Here is a 17,105-nt window from a genome sequence, read left to right as displayed (position 1 = left end):
ATACTAAAAAAGGTTCATACTTGGCGCAATCTCACAATAAATATGTATCTTTGTAGGCAAAACATCTTAGGATAAAACGGAAATGGGAAAAATAATTGCAATGGCAAATCAGAAAGGTGGTGTGGGCAAAACAACCTCCACAATCAACCTTGCTGCTTCATTGGCTACACTTGAAAAGAGCGTACTTGTAATCGATGCCGACCCTCAGGCTAATGCTTCGAGTGGGTTGGGTGTGGAATTGAACGAGGTAGACTGCTCATTATACGAATGTATCATTAACAAAGCTGACATAAGGGAAGCAATTTACACTACTGATATAGAGGGGTTGGACATCGTTCCGAGCCATATCGACCTTGTCGGAGCTGAAATAGAGATGCTCCAAATTGCCCAGCGTGAGAATGTGTTAGAAGCTATTTTGGCACCCGTTCGCAATGATTACGACTTTATTCTCATCGACTGTAGCCCTTCATTAGGCTTGATTACAGTGAATGCACTTACAGCTGCCGACTCTGTAATTATCCCTGTACAATGCGAGTATTTTGCATTGGAAGGAATTAGTAAATTGCTCAATACTATCAAGATTATTAAGAGTAAGCTCAATCCAAAGTTGGAGATTGAAGGCTTTTTGCTCACAATGTACGACAGCCGACTCCGTTTGGCACGCCAGATATATGACGAGGTAAAACGCCATTTCCAAGAGTTGGTGTTCAAGACCGTTATCCAACGTAATGTGAAACTGTCAGAAAGTCCGAGCCACGGTTTGCCTGTTATTCTCTATGATGCCGATTCTACAGGCGCAAAAAATCACTTAGCGTTGGCTAAAGAGATAATCGAAAAGAATAAAAAGAACTAAGGAAAAGGACTGAAAGTATCATCTTTAATAAACATTAAATTCAACGAATGGCTACACACAAGAAATACAATTTAGGCAATAAGACAAGTGCATTAGGACGTGGACTTGATGCGTTGATTTCAACAGAAAGCGTTAGCACGCACGGAAGTTCAACCATCAACGAAATACCATTAGACCAAATAGAACCAAACCCCAACCAGCCACGCCGAGACTTCGAGCAAGTAGGCTTGGAAGAGTTGGCTAACAGCATCAAGCAGTTGGGTATCGTTCAGCCTATTACGCTCCGTCAGATTGCAGACCATAAGTATCAGATTGTGGCAGGTGAACGCCGATGGCGCGCATCTCAACTTGCGGGCCTCACAGCCATACCTGCGTACATCCGAATGATAAAGGATGAAAACGTTATGGAGCTGGCTTTGGTGGAGAATATTCAACGTGAAGACCTCAACGCTATTGAAATAGCTTTGGCATACGAACACTTAGTGGAGAAGAGCGGTATGACCCAAGAGCGTGTGGCTGAACGTGTGAGCAAGAGTCGTGCAGCCGTAGCCAACTATTTGCGCCTGCTCAAACTTCCTGCACAGGTACAAATGGCATTGCAAAAGAAAGAAATAGATATGGGACACGCTCGTGCATTGCTTTCTTTGGACGACCCTTCGTTGCAGTTGAAGTTGTTTAAGGAAATTCAAAAGAATGGATACAGCGTGCGAAAGGTGGAGGAACTTTGTCAACAACTTAAAAATGGTGAGGACATAACATCGGCTAAGAAGAAGATTGCAGCAAAGTCTAAACTTCCCGAAGAGTTTAATATACTCAAGAAACGTCTATCCGACTTCTTCGATACCAAGGTTCAAATGAGTTGTAACGCAAATGGTAAAGGCAAAATAAGCATACCTTTTGCATCTGAAGAAGAGCTCTTGCACATTATGGAAGTAATGGACAAAATGAAATAAAGCATAGTTTTTTTAATACTGTTCGATACGTGTATAGCTCAAAAAATATCATTCGCCGACAATTGATAGCACTCGCAGCAGTGGCTATTAGCTCGGTTTCAGCAGTGGCACAAACCATAGCTACAGATACCCTTACTGTACTTTATCCAGAAGATAGCACAACTGTTAAGGCTGTCAACTTGATGAAAAACGAACCAACTATGCACGTGGACACTTATGATACTCAATTGTCCGACCTTGCAAAGATGGACGAAAAGAAGGCTAAAAAGGATTGGAGCAAATGGAAACCTAAACCTAAAAAAGCCGTATGGTTGGCCATTGCCCTCCCAGGAGCTGGCCAGGTGTACAACAGAAAGTATTGGAAACTGCCCATCTTTTATGGTGGTATAGCAGGCTGCATCTATGCTATGACGTGGAATAATCAGAAGTATAAGGATTATTCGCAAGCCTATATCGACATAGCCGATGATGACCCAAATACACAAAGTTACAACGAGTTTCTTCATTTGGGCAATACCATCACCGAAGCAAACAAAGACTATTACAAGAATGTATTTAAGAAACGCAAGGATAAATTCCGCCGTTGGCGCGATTTAAGCATCTTTGCCACTGTGGCAGTTTATGCGCTATCGGTTATTGATGCGTATGTTGACGCTTCTTTGTCCGATTTTGACATCTCTGACGACCTATCTTTGCATATCCAACCTACAGTAATCAGCGACAATTCCTTTGCCACAGAACGCAATCCGTTCAAGAGTTCGGCAATAGGAATAGGGTGTAGCCTAAATTTTTAGTCCATTCCTTAAACAAGAAAGCATAAACGATAAAACAAAGAAACACAAACAATAAAACCAAAAAGAACAAACGATAAAAATATAAAGGAAAAACTATTGAGGTCTATTAATGAAGCTATCAACACCCAAACAACATTTTTTACATTAACTATATAGAATGGAGGCACGCTTATGGAGAAAGATATTAAAAACAATAGCATAGACGAGGTAAAGGAAGACCAAGTCATAGAGGAAGCCTTCCAGCACCTTTTACAGACCTATTTGGCATCGCCACACCGCAAAAAGGTGGATATTATAACAAAAGCCTATCACTTTTCAAAGCAAGCACATAAAGGTGTGCGCCGCTTATCGGGCGAGCCTTATATCCTTCACCCTATATCTGTAGCACAAATAGCCTGCGAAGAAATAGGCTTAGGGTCTACAAGTATTTGCGCTGCCCTATTGCACGATGTGGTGGAAGACACCGATTATACGGTAGAAGACATTGCAAATATCTTTGGCGCAAAGATAGCAATGATAGTTGATGGATTGACCAAAATCTCAGGAGGTATCTTTGGTGACAAGGCCTCAGCACAAGCTGAGAACTTCAAAAAGCTACTTCTCACGATGAGCGACGACATTCGTGTAATCCTTATCAAGATATGCGACCGCCTCCACAATATGCGTACACTTGCTTCGCAGCCTGCCAACAAGCAATATAAGATAGCAGGAGAAACACTTTACATCTATGCTCCATTGGCCAATCGATTGGGTTTGAACAAGATAAAGACCGAACTTGAAGACCTTAGCTTCCGATACGAACACCCTGACGCATATAAAGCTATCGAAAACAAGATAGCCTCAACCCAAGAAAAACGCGACTTCCTTTTCGAATCATTCACAGCTCCTATACGTGAAGCACTCGACAAAATGGGCTTAAAATATGAAATCAAAGCCCGCATAAAGAGCCCTTATTCTATTTGGAATAAGATGCAAAACAAGCACGTACCTTTCGAAGAAATCTACGATATACTTGCCGTAAGAATTATCTACGACCCAAAGAGCAAGGAGGAAGAAGCCAACGAGTGCTTCCAAATCTATGTTGCTATCAACAAGTTGTATAAGAGTCACCCCGACCGACTTCGCGATTGGGTGAACCACCCCAAAGCCAATGGCTACCAAGCTTTGCACGTTACAATGATGTCGAAATTGGGTCAGTGGATTGAAATACAAATCCGTTCACGCCGTATGGACGAAATAGCCGAGCAAGGATTTGCAGCTCATTGGAAATACAAAGAGGGCGAAGAGGTAACAGAGGAAGAAGACGAACTGAACGACTGGTTACAAACCATCAAAGAAATACTCGACGACCCACAGCCCGATGCTATGGATTTCCTCGATGCCATTAAGCTTAACCTGTTTGCATCAGAGATATTTATCTTTACACCAAAGGGCGAAATAAAAATGATGCCTGCAGGGTGTACAGCCTTAGACTTTGCTTTCCAAATTCACACCTTCTTAGGTAGCCACTGCATAGGTGCAAAGGTGAACCACAAACTTGTACCGCTAAGCTACAAACTGCAAAGCGGCGACCAAGTGGAAATCCTCACTTCTAAGGCACAACGTGTAGAACCTACGTGGATAAACTTTGTTTCTACAGCCAAGGCAAAGGGCAAAGTGCTTGCCATACTACGCCGCGAAAATCGTGAAGTGCAAAAGAGTGGTGAAGAGATGTTGAAGAAATGGCTCATAGCGCACAACTTTGAGATGACCACCTCGGTGCTTGACAAACTTTGCGACCTACACAACACCAACAAACACAGCGAATTGTTTGTGGCTATTGGCAACAAAAGCATTATTTTGGGCGAACCCGACCTTGACGAATTGACAGGTAAGAACAAGCAAAAGAAAGAAACCAACACCTCAAGTTGGCGCAAGTACGTGCCTTTCCTCAAGACCAAAACCAACGAAGAAGCGCAAACAACACCTACCTCCAAAGGACTTAAAGTGGAAGGCGGACTGATAGTTGTGGGCAAAGACTTCAACAAGAAGAAACCTATCTACATCAACGAGGACAACATATCACGATACATCATTCCTCACTGCTGCCACCCTATCCCAGGTGATGACGCATTAGGCTACATCGACAACAATGGTCACATAGAGATACACAAGCGTGCGTGCCCTGTTGCTACTCGTCTGAAAGCCAGCTTCGGTCCACGTATTGTAGATGCCAAATGGGATATGCACAAAACATTGTTCTTTGATGCCACCATCGCCATTCGAAGCATCGACCGCCAAGGTATGTTGCGTGATGTGGCAAACGTTATTTCCGACCAATTGGGTATCAATATTCACAAGGTTGCACTATCGAGCAATAATGGTATCTGCGAGGGAAGAATAGAAATAGGCGTACACGACAGAGAAGATGTGAGTATGATAATGAACAGCCTAAAACAGATAGAGGGTGTACAAAGTGTGCAAGAAATAATATAAAACAGACTACCTCCACCATACAAGCGAGCAAATAGAGCCAACTATTTGCTCGCTTTTTTTGTTTCCATAACACGGCAAACAGTATGCCAAAAACATATCGTGAGAAATGGGATTTAACATTTAGCCCATCTATGTGATAAAACCGAAACATTCACCAAACTCAGCGAAGAACCTAACAAGTATATTACACGCAAAAATAGGTTGCACGCTTTTTAGACTGCTTACACAGCCAACAGCACCATAAGTCCACCGATGAGGATATAACCTACAGCGTAAGGCAAGGCTGCACGAAGTATTTCGCCATCTCTGCCCTGCATATTGCAAGCCGCTGTGGCAATGGCTATACTCTGTGGCGAAATCATTTTGCCGCCCGTAGCACCTGTGGTATTAGAAGCCACAAGCCAGTTGGGGTCGCTATAGTTCAGTTGGTGCGCCACATTGGCTTGAAGCTTAGCAAACAAGATATTAGACGATGTATCGCTACCCGTAACGAATGTGCCTATCGCACCAATGAGTGGCGCAAAAAGTGGGTAAAGTTGCCCCGTGATGAAAGCCAATGCCGAAGCAATGACAAGTATCATTCCTGCATAGTTCATTACCGATGCCAACGATACAAGACTAATGATAGTAATGACTGTTTTCTTCAGATTTACCGCTGTACGGGCAAGAATAACAACAAGCTGACGGAGGCTTAAACCTTGAATTAGTCCACCAATGGTTGTCCCCAAAAGCAACATCAATCCCGCATTGCCTATCCAACCAAAATTGAACGTGTGTCCATCAGCATAGATAGGTAAAGCCACGTGACTGACAAGATGCGACTTGAGGAAGCTATTGACAGGTGGACACAACGGACCAGATACGAGAATAAAGAGCAAAATGAAGAGGTAAACACTCCACGCACGGAAGGTTTCGGCAGCGGTGTATCGCTTCATATTGTCCGTATTCTTCTTAGGTGCAAAGAGTTTGCTATAAGCCAAAATAGCCACGATGGCAGCTATACTTCCGATAATGGCTGGCGTTTCTGCTCCCCAAAATACAGCCACCGCATATTGGGCTGCAAGCGATATACCGCCTACCCATAACGACAACAGTGCATTGCGTAGAATGGCTTTCTTGTCGTGATTGGTCAATGTGAGAATAATGAAAGGCAAAATGATGAACAAGGGTGATAGCTGCAAGACGCAATTGCCAGCTACGGTGTGGATTAGTTCGGGTGTGGCTGCCCCAGTAGGCGCAACCTCGTTGCACAACGTAATGATAGGCACACCCACAGCACCAAAGCCCGTAGGCACAGTGTTGGCAATGAGCGAAACAAGGGCAGAGAACACAGGCTTATAACCTAACGAAATGAGGATAGCAGCAGGAATGGCTACAGCTGTTCCGAAGCCTGCCATACCCTCTAAAAGTCCACCAAAGCCCCATACAAGCATAAGAACGGTGATGCCATCATCATCGGAAAAGGAGGTAAACTGATTTTTTATCACCTCTATTTCTTTGCTTTCTACTAACACATTGTAGCTAAAAATCGCCATCAAGATGATGATAAGAATAGGGAAAACTGCTTTTAGCACACCTTCTACCACAGCCCACCCCACTCCAACGGAGGTAAAATCATTAGGTGTAAAGCCCATTTGGGGAGCTACGAACAAAGCTAAAACTATGGTAACAACAAGCGTAAGAAAGGCACTCTTATGTCCTGCCATTTTAAATCCTAACATCAATACAAATAGTAAGACGATGGGAATAATTGATATTAATATTGCCATATTTTTTAAGAAATCTATTTATTATTATTATTTTATCCTATTTTTAACTAAACTATTGCCAAAGATAATATTTTAATATCAAATAATATTGGAATTATTGTTAAAATATGAAGAAACCAAAAAGAGCGTGCACCCTTTTTGTGATGCACGCTCTTGTCGTATTCAAATTATATTCTATTTATTCTTCTATGGTTCAATGATTTACGAAAGCCATCAAAACGCTATACCCTACCTTATTTTAAAGTTGCATTTCTTGCTCTGCTTCTGCTTCCTTGGCACGTTTGCGCTCATCCAACAATTGGAAGTCTTTCTTCTGAAGCACAAAGTCGGTACCGAGATACTTCTCTTTTACCACCTTGTTTTGTGCCAATTCTTCAGGCGTACCCTTAAAAAGTATGCGCCCTTCAAAGAGCAGGTAGGCACGGTCGGTAATGTTGAGAGTTTCGTGTACATTATGGTCGGTGATGAGAATACCAATGTTGCGGAACTTCAAACGCCACACAATGTGCTGAATATCTTCCACAGCAATAGGGTCGACACCTGCAAAAGGCTCATCAAGCATAATAAATTTGGGGTCGATAGCCAAACAACGCGCTATCTCGCAACGACGTCGCTCACCTCCCGACAGGCGGTCGCCAAGGTTCTTGCGTACCTTTTCCAATCTAAACTCTCGAATGAGGCCTTCCATCTTTTCAAGTCGCTGCTCCTTAGTGAGTTTTGTCATTTCGAGTACGCTCATAATATTGTCTTCCACACTCATTTTGCGGAACACGCTTGCTTCCTGTGGAAGATAGCCAATGCCAGCTTTGGCACGCTTGTACACGGGGTAATTGGTTATCTCCTCATCGTCTATATAAACGTGACCTTCGTTTGGGATAACAAGCCCTGTGGTCATATAGAACGATGTGGTTTTACCTGCACCATTCGGACCTAATAGTCCAACGATTTCGCCTTGTCGCACATTGATGCTCACACCATTAGCCACGGTGCGTTTGCCATATCGCTTTACCAATCCTTCGGTGCGCAGAAGGCTGCTTTTTTCTTCCTCTGGACGTACTATAATATTATCTGTTTCAGCCATTTTTGTTGCGTTTTGTTTTAAGAAATACTATGCTTTGCGCTCTCTTTAAGCAGTAAGCTTCTTTCTTTAGCTTTGTCAGACCAACCCTTTAGTTTTATCAGACTCGTCCTTTAGTTTTGTCAGACTCGTCCTTTAGTTTTGTCAGACCAGCCCTTTAGTTTTGTCAGACCCGTCCTTTAGTTTTGTCAGACTCGTCCGACTCGTCCGACTTGTCCGACCAAACTTTTAACCTATCCGCCCAAACAGAAAGCATAGCATACCTTTAGTTTCCGATGCAAAAGTAGTAAAATAAACGCTAATAACCTTGTTATATGCTAAAACTCTTGAATATATTGCAGTATTTTATTTGATTTTAATTACTTTTGTACTCGTATTCACAAACAACAATTATGCTTATAACAAAATGGCTCACAGCTTTTGGCAAGTATTTGCTTCTTATGGGTCGAACCTTTAGCCGTCCTGAACGTTTCAGAATGTTTCTAAAACGCTATGTAACAGAGATGTCGCAGTTGGGTGTCGACTCTATTGGCATTGTCTTGCTCATATCGTTCTTCATCGGAGCAGTGATTTGTATTCAGATAAAACTTAACGTGCAAAGCCCTTGGATGCCACATTGGGTGTCGGGATACGTAACAAGAGAGATTATGCTGCTCGAGTTTTCGTCCAGCATTATGTGTCTCATCTTGTCGGGAAAGGTGGGTTCGAACATTGCTTCCGAGTTGGGAACAATGCGTGTAACCCAACAAATTGATGCTTTAGAAATTATGGGTATCAACTCAGCCAGCTATCTTATCTTGCCCAAGATTGCAGGACTGATAACCATTATGCCCTTCCTCGTTATTTTCTCAGCTGCAATGGGTATGGTAGGAGCTTACGCCACTGCATATTTTGCCCACATTATTACACCTACCGACCTTACAGCAGGTATTCAGCACTCGTTCAATCCGTGGTTTATGTACATGAGCATATTGAAGAGTTTGTTCTTTGCGTTCATCATTTCGAGCGTGGCATCTTACTTTGGCTACACTGTAAAAGGAGGTTCGGTAAACGTTGGTAAGGCTTCTACCGATGCAGTGGTAAGTTCCAGCGTGCTAATCCTTTTCAGTGACGTGTTCTTAACCCAACTTCTCAGCTAAAAAACATTATGATTGAAATAAAACATCTCTATAAATCGTTTGGCGAAAAGGAAGTGCTTCACGACATCAACACGGTGTTTGAGGACGGAAAAACCAATCTTATCATCGGACAGAGTGGTGCGGGAAAGACGGTATTGATGCAAAACCTCGTGGGACTGCTTGACCCTACAAAGGGCGAAGTGCTGTACGATGGTCGCAACATTGTAACAATGACCAAGCGTGAGAAAATCTTGATGCGCCGTGAAATGGGTATGATATTCCAAGGATCTGCATTGTTCGACTCGCAAACAGTATTTGAGAATGTGCGTTTTCCGTTAGATATGTTCTCGGATATGACAGCCAAAGAGCGCGACAAACAGGCACAAAAATGTCTTGACCGTGTAAATCTTACGAGCGCAGAAGCAAAGTTCCCTGGTGAAATATCAGGTGGTATGCAGAAGCGAGTGGCAATAGCAAGAGCCATAGTGATGAACCCTAAGTACTTGTTTTGCGACGAACCAAACTCTGGTCTTGACCCTAAAACATCGTTAGTGATAGACCAACTGATAACAGAAATTACACGCGAATACAATATGACAACCATCATCAATACCCACGATATGAACTCGGTGATGGGCATAGGTGAAAATATCATCTTTATTGCTGATGGTAAGAAGGAATGGCAAGGTACGAAAGATACGGTAATTTCTGCAAAGAACAAAAAGCTAAACGACCTTGTCTTTGCTTCAGACTTGTTTAAAAAGGTGAAAGAAGTGGAATTGGAAGAGGAAAGGAAAGCATAATGCAGACCACAAAGGACAAACTACTAATGCGCAATTCTAACCTTGAGTTATTGCGATTTATTGCTGCCCTTATGGTGGTGGTTTACCATTGCGACTTTTTGTCTTTGGCTTCAGAGGCTACTGATGTAACGTTGTTCTCAGACTGGCAGATATATAGCTATGCATTGGTAAAAACTTTCACTTGCTGTTGTGTCAACATCTTTGTTCTTATATCAGGTTGGTATGGCATCCTTTTTTCGTTCAAGAAATTAGCAAGCCTTTGGTTTCAAGTGTTTTTCTATCTCATTTTAACATACGGGGTAACGCTCGCTTGCATTCCTACCGTAATTTTTTCTTTTCGCTACACAGCTCATTTAGTAGCTTTAGATGGTTATTGGTTTGTAGCAGCTTATCTTGTGTTAATGTTTCTTTCGCCTGTTCTTAATATCTTTGTTGAGAATGTTGACCGCAAAACATTTCGCAATACGCTGATAGGCTTTTATCTGCTTAGTTTTTATTATGGTTGGATAGTTCAACTACCATTCTATGACAATGGTGCTTCGCCGCTTTCTTTTATTGGCATCTATCTATTGGCACGCTATTTACGGCTTTATCCAGAATGTTATAACAAGCTGACAACAAAGCATACACTTATTATTTTAGGCGCATTGGTAGCATTAGTTGCAGGCGGAGTAACCATGTTTACACTTAACAAGCAATTGGACAAAGCTTGTCAACTCATAAGTTATGCATCTCCATTTACCATTGCACTTAGCGTTTTATTCTTGCTTACATTTGTAAAAGTTAGCGTGCAAAGCAAGTTTATCAATATACTTGGGGGCTTGTCTTTTGCTGTCTACTTGCTCCACGATAATAATTTGATGTACCAATATTACTTTTTCCCAACGGTAAAACGTATTTTTTTCGCTTCATCAGGTATTACCTCCATTGCTTATATTGTGGGGTTAGTGCTTGCTATATGCCTCATCACGTACCCCATTGATAGCATAAGAAAGGCTATTTGGAGGAGGTTTTTTGCCCCAAAATTTCAACAATCGTGAAATAAACGTTGGTTTATAAGTTTCGCTGTATTACATATTTCTTTTTCCACGCTACATGTGAACCCCATTCCACTATGCACGTGAGCCAAGCACTTTGCAGAGTTTAGGCGAGAGTTTCTGCAATGTTTTATAAAGTAAAATGCAAACCAAAATACTTAAAACGACGTTCACAAAATGGAGCAAAGCTGGGGGTATTTCGGGGTATTTCGTTATCAATAACGCTGAAGACTTGGTAAGAAAACGAGCTACAAAGCCGTGAAAAGCAAAGATAAAAAATAGTGATTTGTGGAACAAAGTATTAGGGATGTAACGCTTTGCTGCAAGATAATGTTCTGCAAGCCACAATGCAATAACAAAAGCAGCACAATGTTTAAAGCAGCCCAATAGCATAGCATATTGCTCAGGAATAGTGAACAAATAAGGCAAAGCAAGAGTAAACAAATAGGTCACAAGGGCATAACGAACCTTAGACGTTAATTTCATAACATCAACAGACCAAATCCCAACATAGCAACCCAAGCCAAAAAAGATAATAGAGGCTAATGGAGCAGACGGCATAGGAATAAAGCACACAAGGGGAAGAACAAGGAATGTGAACCGATGCCCTCTAAACAACAGATAGAAAAGAGGGGTAAGAAGCGACAAGAAAATAAGATTGCGAAGAAACCAAAATGGCCCATTAATAGGCATTGACGCCAACCCTTCGCCATAAGTAGCAAAATAAACGTGAAATACATCTACGAGATTTGCACTACCAATGGGCTTGATAATATCGTTAGAAAGTGAAGGAACAAAGCACGCTCCTACGCTATATAGTCCCCAAATGATGGTATTCCAAAGAAAATAAGGTAGCACTAATGAGCGTATTCTACGCTTCGTTTTGTCGATATAAGTATCAAGATTGAAGGTAGAACCTTTAAAATAAAGATAGCCAGAGATGGTAAAGAAAAGCGAATTGGACAACCATAAAAGCTCTGATAGGTAAGCGTATGCCTGTCCGTAAGATGTATTGTCTAAATGCAAATCTACAACCAAATTGGTGTGAATGGTGACGATAAACACCATCAATACACAACGCAAAAGGTCGATAGCATAGCGCTCAGTCTGCTGGATTTCCATTATAATGTTCTGTTTTATTTGGGTTTTAGCATACAAATTTACCGCATTTTCAGTAGATACACAACATTTTGAGAAACAAAAAGTCTCCAATCGAAAACCTCGATTGGAGACTTAATCATTAATAGCTATATTTTTTTTACTAAAAAGATAAATTGCTTAACGCATTATCCACAAGTCTTTGCGCTTCAACATTTGAACTACAATTTGTTCGGAACTGCTGTCGCCATAATGTAAGATAAGAAACACGCTTGCTGTACTATCCTTTGCAAAGAACTGGGCATTGGCTATTGAAACAGATTTTATACCACTATGCGCCTTCTGCTGTTGTTCTGTAAAACGCTCAAGATTAGCTATCAGCTGCTGACGATAAGAGGTTGGAAGCTTTTTTGCCATATTCGTACCATCAAGAAACAACTCAAACTTGCCGTGAGCTAAATTCTCATAGTAATGTTGTGCAGCCTTAGCAGCTATGGCACTATGATCTATCTCCTTTTCTTTCGAACAAGAAGCCAAAATGCCTAACGCTATAGCAAGAAAAAGTCCTTTGTAACGCATTGTATTCTACTTACTTTTGACGGATAAACACGTGTATTGGGCTACCTGTAAGATGCCAATGTTCGCGTATTTTGTTCTCTAAGAAACGTCTATAAGGTTCACGAATGTATTGTGGCAGGTTGGCATAGAACACGAAAGAAGGTATCTGTGTGTTAGGCAACTGTGAACAATACTTTATCTTAATATACTTTCCTTTTACCGATGGTGGTGGTGTAGCTTCAATAATTGGCAACAATACTTCGTTTAGTTTGGTTGTTCCAATGTGTATCTTACGATTTCGATACACCTCTTCTGCTACATCAAGTATCTTAAAGATGCGTTGCTTGGTTACAGCCGATGCAAAGATGATAGGGAAATCGACGAATGGTGCCATACGCTGACGTATAGCGTTCTCGAATGTTTTGATAACCTTTTGGTCCTTATCTTGCACCAAATCCCACTTGTTCACTACAACCACAAGACTCTTGTTATTGCGCTGAATAAGCTGAAAGATGTTCATATCCTGTGCTTCAATGCCACGGGTAGCATCAATCATTAGGATACACACGTCCGAATTTTCGATACTTCGGATAGAACGCATCACAGAATAAAATTCCAAATCTTCAGTTACTTTATTCTTACGACGAATACCAGCGGTGTCAACAAGGTAGAAATCGAAACCAAACTTGTTGTATCGTGTGTAAATACTATCACGTGTTGTACCTGCAATTTCGGTTACGATGTTGCGATCCTCGCCTATAAACGCATTGATAAGGCTCGATTTGCCTGCATTAGGACGACCTACTACTGCAAAGCGTGGTATCTCGTCTTCGACAACCTCGTCAGGAAGATTTTGCAAACGTTCCAAAAGGAGGTCCAAAAGGTCGCCCGTACCGCTACCTGTCTGCGCACTAATACATACAGGCTCTCCTAATCCAAGGCGGTAAAACTCTGCCGACTGATAGTATTCGCCGCTGTTATCAACTTTGTTTGCTACAAGGATAACGGGCAATTTGCTGCGTCTAAGAATTTGCGCCACGTCCTCGTCCCAATCGGTAATACCTGTTTCGTTGTCTACAAGGAAAAGTACAAAGTCGGCTTCTTCGGTCGCTACAAGCACTTGACGGCGTATAGCGTCTTCAAAAATATCGTCAGAATTGACTACCCAACCGCCTGTATCGACAACAGAGAACTCTCTGCCGTTCCACGAACATTTACCATATTGGCGGTCGCGAGTTGTTCCTGCCGTATCACTAACGATAGCACGACGACTTTGTGTTAAACGATTGAAAAGTGTAGATTTACCCACATTTGGGCGACCTACGATTGCTACTAAATTTGCCATTTATAACGGTCTTTTCTCTCTTCGAATAAAGATGTAAAGAGAGTCTAAGGTGTGGTCACGCACCTTAATGAATATTTGCCGAAGATGACCAATGTCTCCAGCCCTCGCCACGTGCGAGAGTATGCCCTCCTTCTAATCAGGGCAATTGATTATTTATGATTACTAAGCTTGCAAGACAAAGTTGTAAATACGCCTAACGTAATTCTCTTTGTTTAGAAGTCAAGTCGTAAATGCAACACGCATAATTCTTTAAGCTGAGAAACTAAGTTGTACATCCGTCTGAACAACTATTGTCAACTTGTAAGTCAAGCTAAGTGTATTGAACGACTTGTTTTTACTCTGGGTTATATCCAAAGTTGCTCAATTCCTTTTGCGAGTTGCGCCAATCTTTGTCCACCTTTACAAAGGTTTCAAGGAATATTTTCTTATCAAAGAACTTCTCTAAGCTTTTGCGAGCCTCGGTTGATACTTTCTTTAAAGCTTGTCCTTGATGCCCGATGATGATACCTTTCTGACTGTCACGTTCTACATAGATAACTGCATTGATGTGTATTTGCTTTTCGTCCTCTTTGAAACGTTCCACTACAACCTCAACCGAATAAGGCACTTCCTTGTCGTAATAACGTAAAATCTTTTCACGTATTATCTCTGTGACAAAAAATCGTGCAGGCTTATCTGTCAATTGGTCTTTGTCAAAATATGCAGGGCTTTCAGGCAAAAGTTCCTGTATGCGCTTCATCAGTGCATCTGTGCCAAACTTATTTGTAGCCGAAATAGGCAAAATCTCTGCCTTTGGGAGTAGAGTATGCCATCTTTCAACCAATTCAACCAATGTTTTTTGATTGCTTTCATCAATCTTGTTGATAAGCAAGATAACAGGAATAGTCATCTTAGCTACCTTTTCTAAGAAGTCGATATTCTTTTCTGGCTTCTCAATAACATCTGTTACATAGAGCAAAATATCAGCATCGGCAAGTGCAGACTCTGAGAAATGCAACATCATCTCTTGCATTTTGTAGTTTGGCTTCAATACTCCAGGGGTATCAGAGAATACTATCTGCATATCCTCCGTATTGACAATGCCCATAATGCGATGACGTGTTGTCTGCGCTTTGAATGTGGCAATGCTTATTTTCTCGCCCACAAGCTGGTTCATCAATGTGCTTTTGCCCACATTGGGATTACCTACGATGTTTACAAATCCTGCTTTATGCATATTGTTATTTGCTTTTAACCTAAAAAACGCACCTATCTTTATGGTTAAAGAAAGATGCGTATTGAGTATCTGAAATACTTAGAGTTCTTATTTCTTTGTTGCTGCTGTTGCTCCATCGTATGCCCACTTATAATACAAAGCACCGTGAGCAAAACCTGCTGCAAATGCAGTAAACATCATTGTATCGCCTTTCTTGAGCTTTGACTCGAAGTCCCAGAGCACTAAAGGCATACAAGCAGCACTGGTATTACCATAACGCTGAATGTTTACAAGCACCTTATCCATTGGTACGCCCACACGTTTTGCAACTGCTTCAATGATACGTAGATTTGCTTGATGGCTTACAACGTAATCAATATCATCAGCGGTGAGGTTATTTTTTTCAGCTACCAATTTACAATCGTCAGCCATTGCAGTAACTGCATACTTGAACACAGTACGTCCTTCTTGATAGGTGTAGTGTAAGCGATGGTCAACTGTAAATTGTGAAGATGGGCAAACCGAACCACCAGCCTTGATATGTAAGAATGGAAGTCCTTTACCATCAGTGCGATGATAAGAGTCCATCAGTCCTATGCCCTCTTCTTCTGTACCTTCAACCATTACAGCACCCGCTCCATCGCCAAACAAGGCGCACGTAGCACGGTCTTTATAGTCGGTGATGGCAGACATCTTGTCAGCACCAATCACGATGATACGCTTATGCCTACCGCTTTGAATCATATTCGCTGCGACATCAAAAGCATACATAAACCCACAGCACGCCGCTGAGAAATCAAAAGCAAAAGCATTCTTGAGTCCCAACTTACCTAAAACGATGGACGCTGTAGATGGGTGAACGTAGTCAGGGGTTGTGGTTGCAACAATAACAGCATCAACACTATCAGGATCAACGCCCGTCTTCTCAAGGAGCAGTTTTGCTGCCTTTCGAGCCATATAACTGGTACCCAAGCCCTCTTCTGTTAAGATGCGGCGTTCTTTGATACCAGTACGAGCAGTTATCCATTCGTCGTTAGTATCTACCATTCTTGACAATTCCTCATTATTGAGGACATAGTCGGGCACATACCCTGCGACGCCTGTGATGATTGCGTTGATTTTGTTCATTATTCGGCTGTTTCCTTAACGATAGCAATCTTACCGCGGTAATATCCACAAGTTGGGCAAACTGTGTGGTACACGTGATAAGCACCACAGTTAGGACATAATGCCAATGTAGGAGCTACTGCCTTATCGTGAGTTCTTCTTTTGAGTGTACGAGTCTTTGACTGTCTTCTTTTAGGATGTGCCATAATTTTTTAATCGTTTAATATTTTATTTTTTTAATTTTAATAGAGCTTCCCAGCGGGGGTCTATAGGTTTACGCTCATCTTCCTCACTGATTCGGGTAGCAGAGTGCTCTTCAAGAGCTTTTATCATAGCAGGGTTGCATTTTCCAGGTGCATGCACATGCTTGATAGGAAGTGAGAGGACTATAAACTCGTAAACGAACCACGTAACATCGAGTATTCCTTCGTTCTCGGCCACCGTTACAAGGTCGTCTTCCTCTGAGTATTCAATTCCAAACTTAGCTTCGAGACGTTGTGAAGTCTCAAAAGGTTGCTCCATATCTTCCAAACAGAGGTCGCACGGAACGATTACCGTACCTTCTTCGTGGAAATCTAATGTGAAATAATCGCTTTCAGTGCGCACTATATCCAACGACACGTGCACACTTCCACAACTCACTTCAGGAGCGTTAACTGCCTTAAAGTAAGCATCATCGAGGTCGAACTCAAAGCTATTTAAGCCTTCTTTCAGACCCTTCAAATCTATTTTAAGGGTATCCAAGTCCATAATCGGTGTGCAAAGTTACTAATATTTTTCTGATTATAAGCAAATTAAATCAAAAAAAGTAGCACATTAGCATTGAGTTATTTTTTTCTCAGAATATTTCTTTACTATCCTTTTGCTCAATCCTAATGGTTGCAATTACACCTTATTTATATATACATAACTCGATAATCTT

16 protein-coding genes are annotated in these 17,105 nt (G+C 41.6%); 7 read left to right on the top strand and 9 right to left on the bottom strand.

Going from position 1 to position 17,105, the window contains the following annotated elements; genetic code table 11:
- Window positions 1-82 precede the first annotated feature (82 nt).
- The 4 genes from CZ367_RS01635 (at window position 83) to CZ367_RS01620 (ending at window position 5,075) form a co-directional block, all read left to right on the top strand.
- The gene (locus tag CZ367_RS01635) at window positions 83-853 is read left to right on the top strand and encodes a ParA family protein (protein WP_077195432.1); all 771 of its coding nucleotides are present in this window, start codon (window positions 83-85) and stop codon (window positions 851-853) included.
- A gap of 47 nt (window positions 854-900) precedes the next feature.
- Window positions 901-1,806, top strand: coding sequence for a ParB/RepB/Spo0J family partition protein (locus tag CZ367_RS01630; RefSeq protein ID WP_077195431.1), 906 nt, complete (start codon window positions 901-903; stop codon window positions 1,804-1,806).
- Window positions 1,807-1,835: 29 nt separating this feature from the next.
- Window positions 1,836-2,600, top strand: a complete 765-nt coding sequence (locus tag CZ367_RS01625) for a DUF5683 domain-containing protein (protein WP_077195430.1) — start codon at window positions 1,836-1,838, stop codon at window positions 2,598-2,600.
- 171 nt (window positions 2,601-2,771) lie between these two features.
- On the top strand, window positions 2,772-5,075 hold the full coding sequence (locus tag CZ367_RS01620) for a RelA/SpoT family protein (protein ID WP_077195429.1): 2,304 nt from the start codon (window positions 2,772-2,774) through the stop codon (window positions 5,073-5,075).
- A 221-nt stretch (window positions 5,076-5,296) separates the two neighbouring features.
- Here CZ367_RS01620 and CZ367_RS01615 read toward each other — a convergent pair whose 3' ends face one another.
- A complete protein-coding gene (locus CZ367_RS01615; protein ID WP_077195428.1) occupies window positions 5,297-6,844 on the bottom strand; it encodes an L-lactate permease in 1,548 nt (515 codons plus the stop codon).
- Window positions 6,845-7,082: 238 nt separating this feature from the next.
- Complete coding sequence (gene lptB / locus CZ367_RS01610; RefSeq protein WP_077195427.1) at window positions 7,083-7,925, bottom strand: LPS export ABC transporter ATP-binding protein; 843 nt, start codon at window positions 7,923-7,925, stop codon at window positions 7,083-7,085.
- A 389-nt stretch (window positions 7,926-8,314) separates the two neighbouring features.
- On the opposite strand from lptB, the gene CZ367_RS01605 reads away from it, so the two are divergent.
- From CZ367_RS01605 to CZ367_RS01595, 3 genes are read left to right on the top strand one after another with little or no spacing between them, the layout of a single operon-like run.
- A complete protein-coding gene (locus CZ367_RS01605) occupies window positions 8,315-9,061 on the top strand; it encodes an MlaE family ABC transporter permease (RefSeq protein ID WP_077195426.1) in 747 nt (248 codons plus the stop codon).
- A gap of 8 nt (window positions 9,062-9,069) precedes the next feature.
- Window positions 9,070-9,843, top strand: a complete 774-nt coding sequence (locus CZ367_RS01600; protein ID WP_077195425.1) for an ABC transporter ATP-binding protein — start codon at window positions 9,070-9,072, stop codon at window positions 9,841-9,843.
- Complete coding sequence (locus CZ367_RS01595; RefSeq protein ID WP_077195424.1) at window positions 9,843-10,883, top strand: acyltransferase family protein; 1,041 nt, start codon at window positions 9,843-9,845, stop codon at window positions 10,881-10,883. The genes CZ367_RS01600 and CZ367_RS01595 overlap by 1 nt, the downstream gene beginning before the upstream one ends.
- 72 nt (window positions 10,884-10,955) lie before the next feature.
- On the opposite strand, the gene CZ367_RS01590 is transcribed toward CZ367_RS01595, so the two are convergent.
- From CZ367_RS01590 to CZ367_RS01560, 7 genes are all read right to left on the bottom strand, one after another.
- Window positions 10,956-12,002 carry an acyltransferase family protein gene (locus CZ367_RS01590; RefSeq protein ID WP_077195423.1) on the bottom strand — a complete coding sequence of 349 codons (1,047 nt, stop codon included), beginning with the start codon at window positions 12,000-12,002 and terminating at the stop codon, window positions 10,956-10,958.
- Window positions 12,003-12,158: 156 nt separating this feature from the next.
- Window positions 12,159-12,557: a hypothetical protein gene (locus CZ367_RS01585; protein ID WP_077195422.1), complete on the bottom strand. Its 399-nt coding sequence runs from the start codon at window positions 12,555-12,557 to the stop codon at window positions 12,159-12,161.
- 10 nt (window positions 12,558-12,567) lie between these two features.
- Window positions 12,568-13,881, bottom strand: coding sequence for a ribosome biogenesis GTPase Der (der, locus tag CZ367_RS01580; RefSeq protein WP_077195421.1), 1,314 nt, complete (start codon window positions 13,879-13,881; stop codon window positions 12,568-12,570).
- A 334-nt stretch (window positions 13,882-14,215) separates the two neighbouring features.
- Entirely contained in the window at window positions 14,216-15,097 is an 882-nt protein-coding gene (era, locus tag CZ367_RS01575; protein ID WP_077195420.1) for a GTPase Era, read from the bottom strand.
- 87 nt (window positions 15,098-15,184) lie between these two features.
- A complete protein-coding gene (locus tag CZ367_RS01570) occupies window positions 15,185-16,204 on the bottom strand; it encodes a beta-ketoacyl-ACP synthase III (RefSeq protein WP_077195419.1) in 1,020 nt (339 codons plus the stop codon).
- Window positions 16,204-16,389, bottom strand: coding sequence for a 50S ribosomal protein L32 (gene rpmF, locus CZ367_RS01565; RefSeq protein ID WP_077195418.1), 186 nt, complete (start codon window positions 16,387-16,389; stop codon window positions 16,204-16,206). Before rpmF ends, CZ367_RS01570 begins: the two co-directional genes overlap by 1 nt.
- Window positions 16,390-16,411: 22 nt before the next feature.
- On the bottom strand, window positions 16,412-16,933 hold the full coding sequence (locus CZ367_RS01560; RefSeq protein WP_077195417.1) for a YceD family protein: 522 nt from the start codon (window positions 16,931-16,933) through the stop codon (window positions 16,412-16,414).
- Window positions 16,934-17,105: the final 172 nt, after the last annotated feature.

It is taken from the genome of Prevotella ihumii (genome assembly GCF_900155655.1).
In the GTDB taxonomy this organism is placed as follows: Bacteria; Bacteroidota; Bacteroidia; order Bacteroidales; family Bacteroidaceae; genus Prevotella; species Prevotella ihumii.
This window is presented reverse-complemented; position numbering and strand designations above follow the sequence as displayed.

Bases quoted from the DNA above. Each gene is read 5' to 3' on its own strand.
- CZ367_RS01605 (WP_077195426.1), top strand. From the start codon at position 8,315: ATGCTTATAACAAAATGGCTCACAGCTTTTGGCAAGTATTTGCTTCTT.
- CZ367_RS01615 (WP_077195428.1), bottom strand. From the start codon at position 6,844: ATGGCAATATTAATATCAATTATTCCCATCGTCTTACTATTTGTATTG.
- CZ367_RS01595 (WP_077195424.1), top strand. From the start codon at position 9,843: ATGCAGACCACAAAGGACAAACTACTAATGCGCAATTCTAACCTTGAG.
- CZ367_RS01600 (WP_077195425.1), top strand. From the start codon at position 9,070: ATGATTGAAATAAAACATCTCTATAAATCGTTTGGCGAAAAGGAAGTG.
- rpmF (WP_077195418.1), bottom strand. From the start codon at position 16,389: ATGGCACATCCTAAAAGAAGACAGTCAAAGACTCGTACACTCAAAAGA.
- CZ367_RS01635 (WP_077195432.1), top strand. From the start codon at position 83: ATGGGAAAAATAATTGCAATGGCAAATCAGAAAGGTGGTGTGGGCAAA.
- CZ367_RS01630 (WP_077195431.1), top strand. From the start codon at position 901: ATGGCTACACACAAGAAATACAATTTAGGCAATAAGACAAGTGCATTA.
- der (WP_077195421.1), bottom strand. From the start codon at position 13,881: ATGGCAAATTTAGTAGCAATCGTAGGTCGCCCAAATGTGGGTAAATCT.
- CZ367_RS01590 (WP_077195423.1), bottom strand. From the start codon at position 12,002: ATGGAAATCCAGCAGACTGAGCGCTATGCTATCGACCTTTTGCGTTGT.
- CZ367_RS01560 (WP_077195417.1), bottom strand. From the start codon at position 16,933: ATGGACTTGGATACCCTTAAAATAGATTTGAAGGGTCTGAAAGAAGGC.
- lptB (WP_077195427.1), bottom strand. From the start codon at position 7,925: ATGGCTGAAACAGATAATATTATAGTACGTCCAGAGGAAGAAAAAAGC.
- CZ367_RS01585 (WP_077195422.1), bottom strand. From the start codon at position 12,557: ATGCGTTACAAAGGACTTTTTCTTGCTATAGCGTTAGGCATTTTGGCT.
- CZ367_RS01620 (WP_077195429.1), top strand. From the start codon at position 2,772: ATGGAGAAAGATATTAAAAACAATAGCATAGACGAGGTAAAGGAAGAC.
- era (WP_077195420.1), bottom strand. From the start codon at position 15,097: ATGCATAAAGCAGGATTTGTAAACATCGTAGGTAATCCCAATGTGGGC.
- CZ367_RS01570 (WP_077195419.1), bottom strand. From the start codon at position 16,204: ATGAACAAAATCAACGCAATCATCACAGGCGTCGCAGGGTATGTGCCC.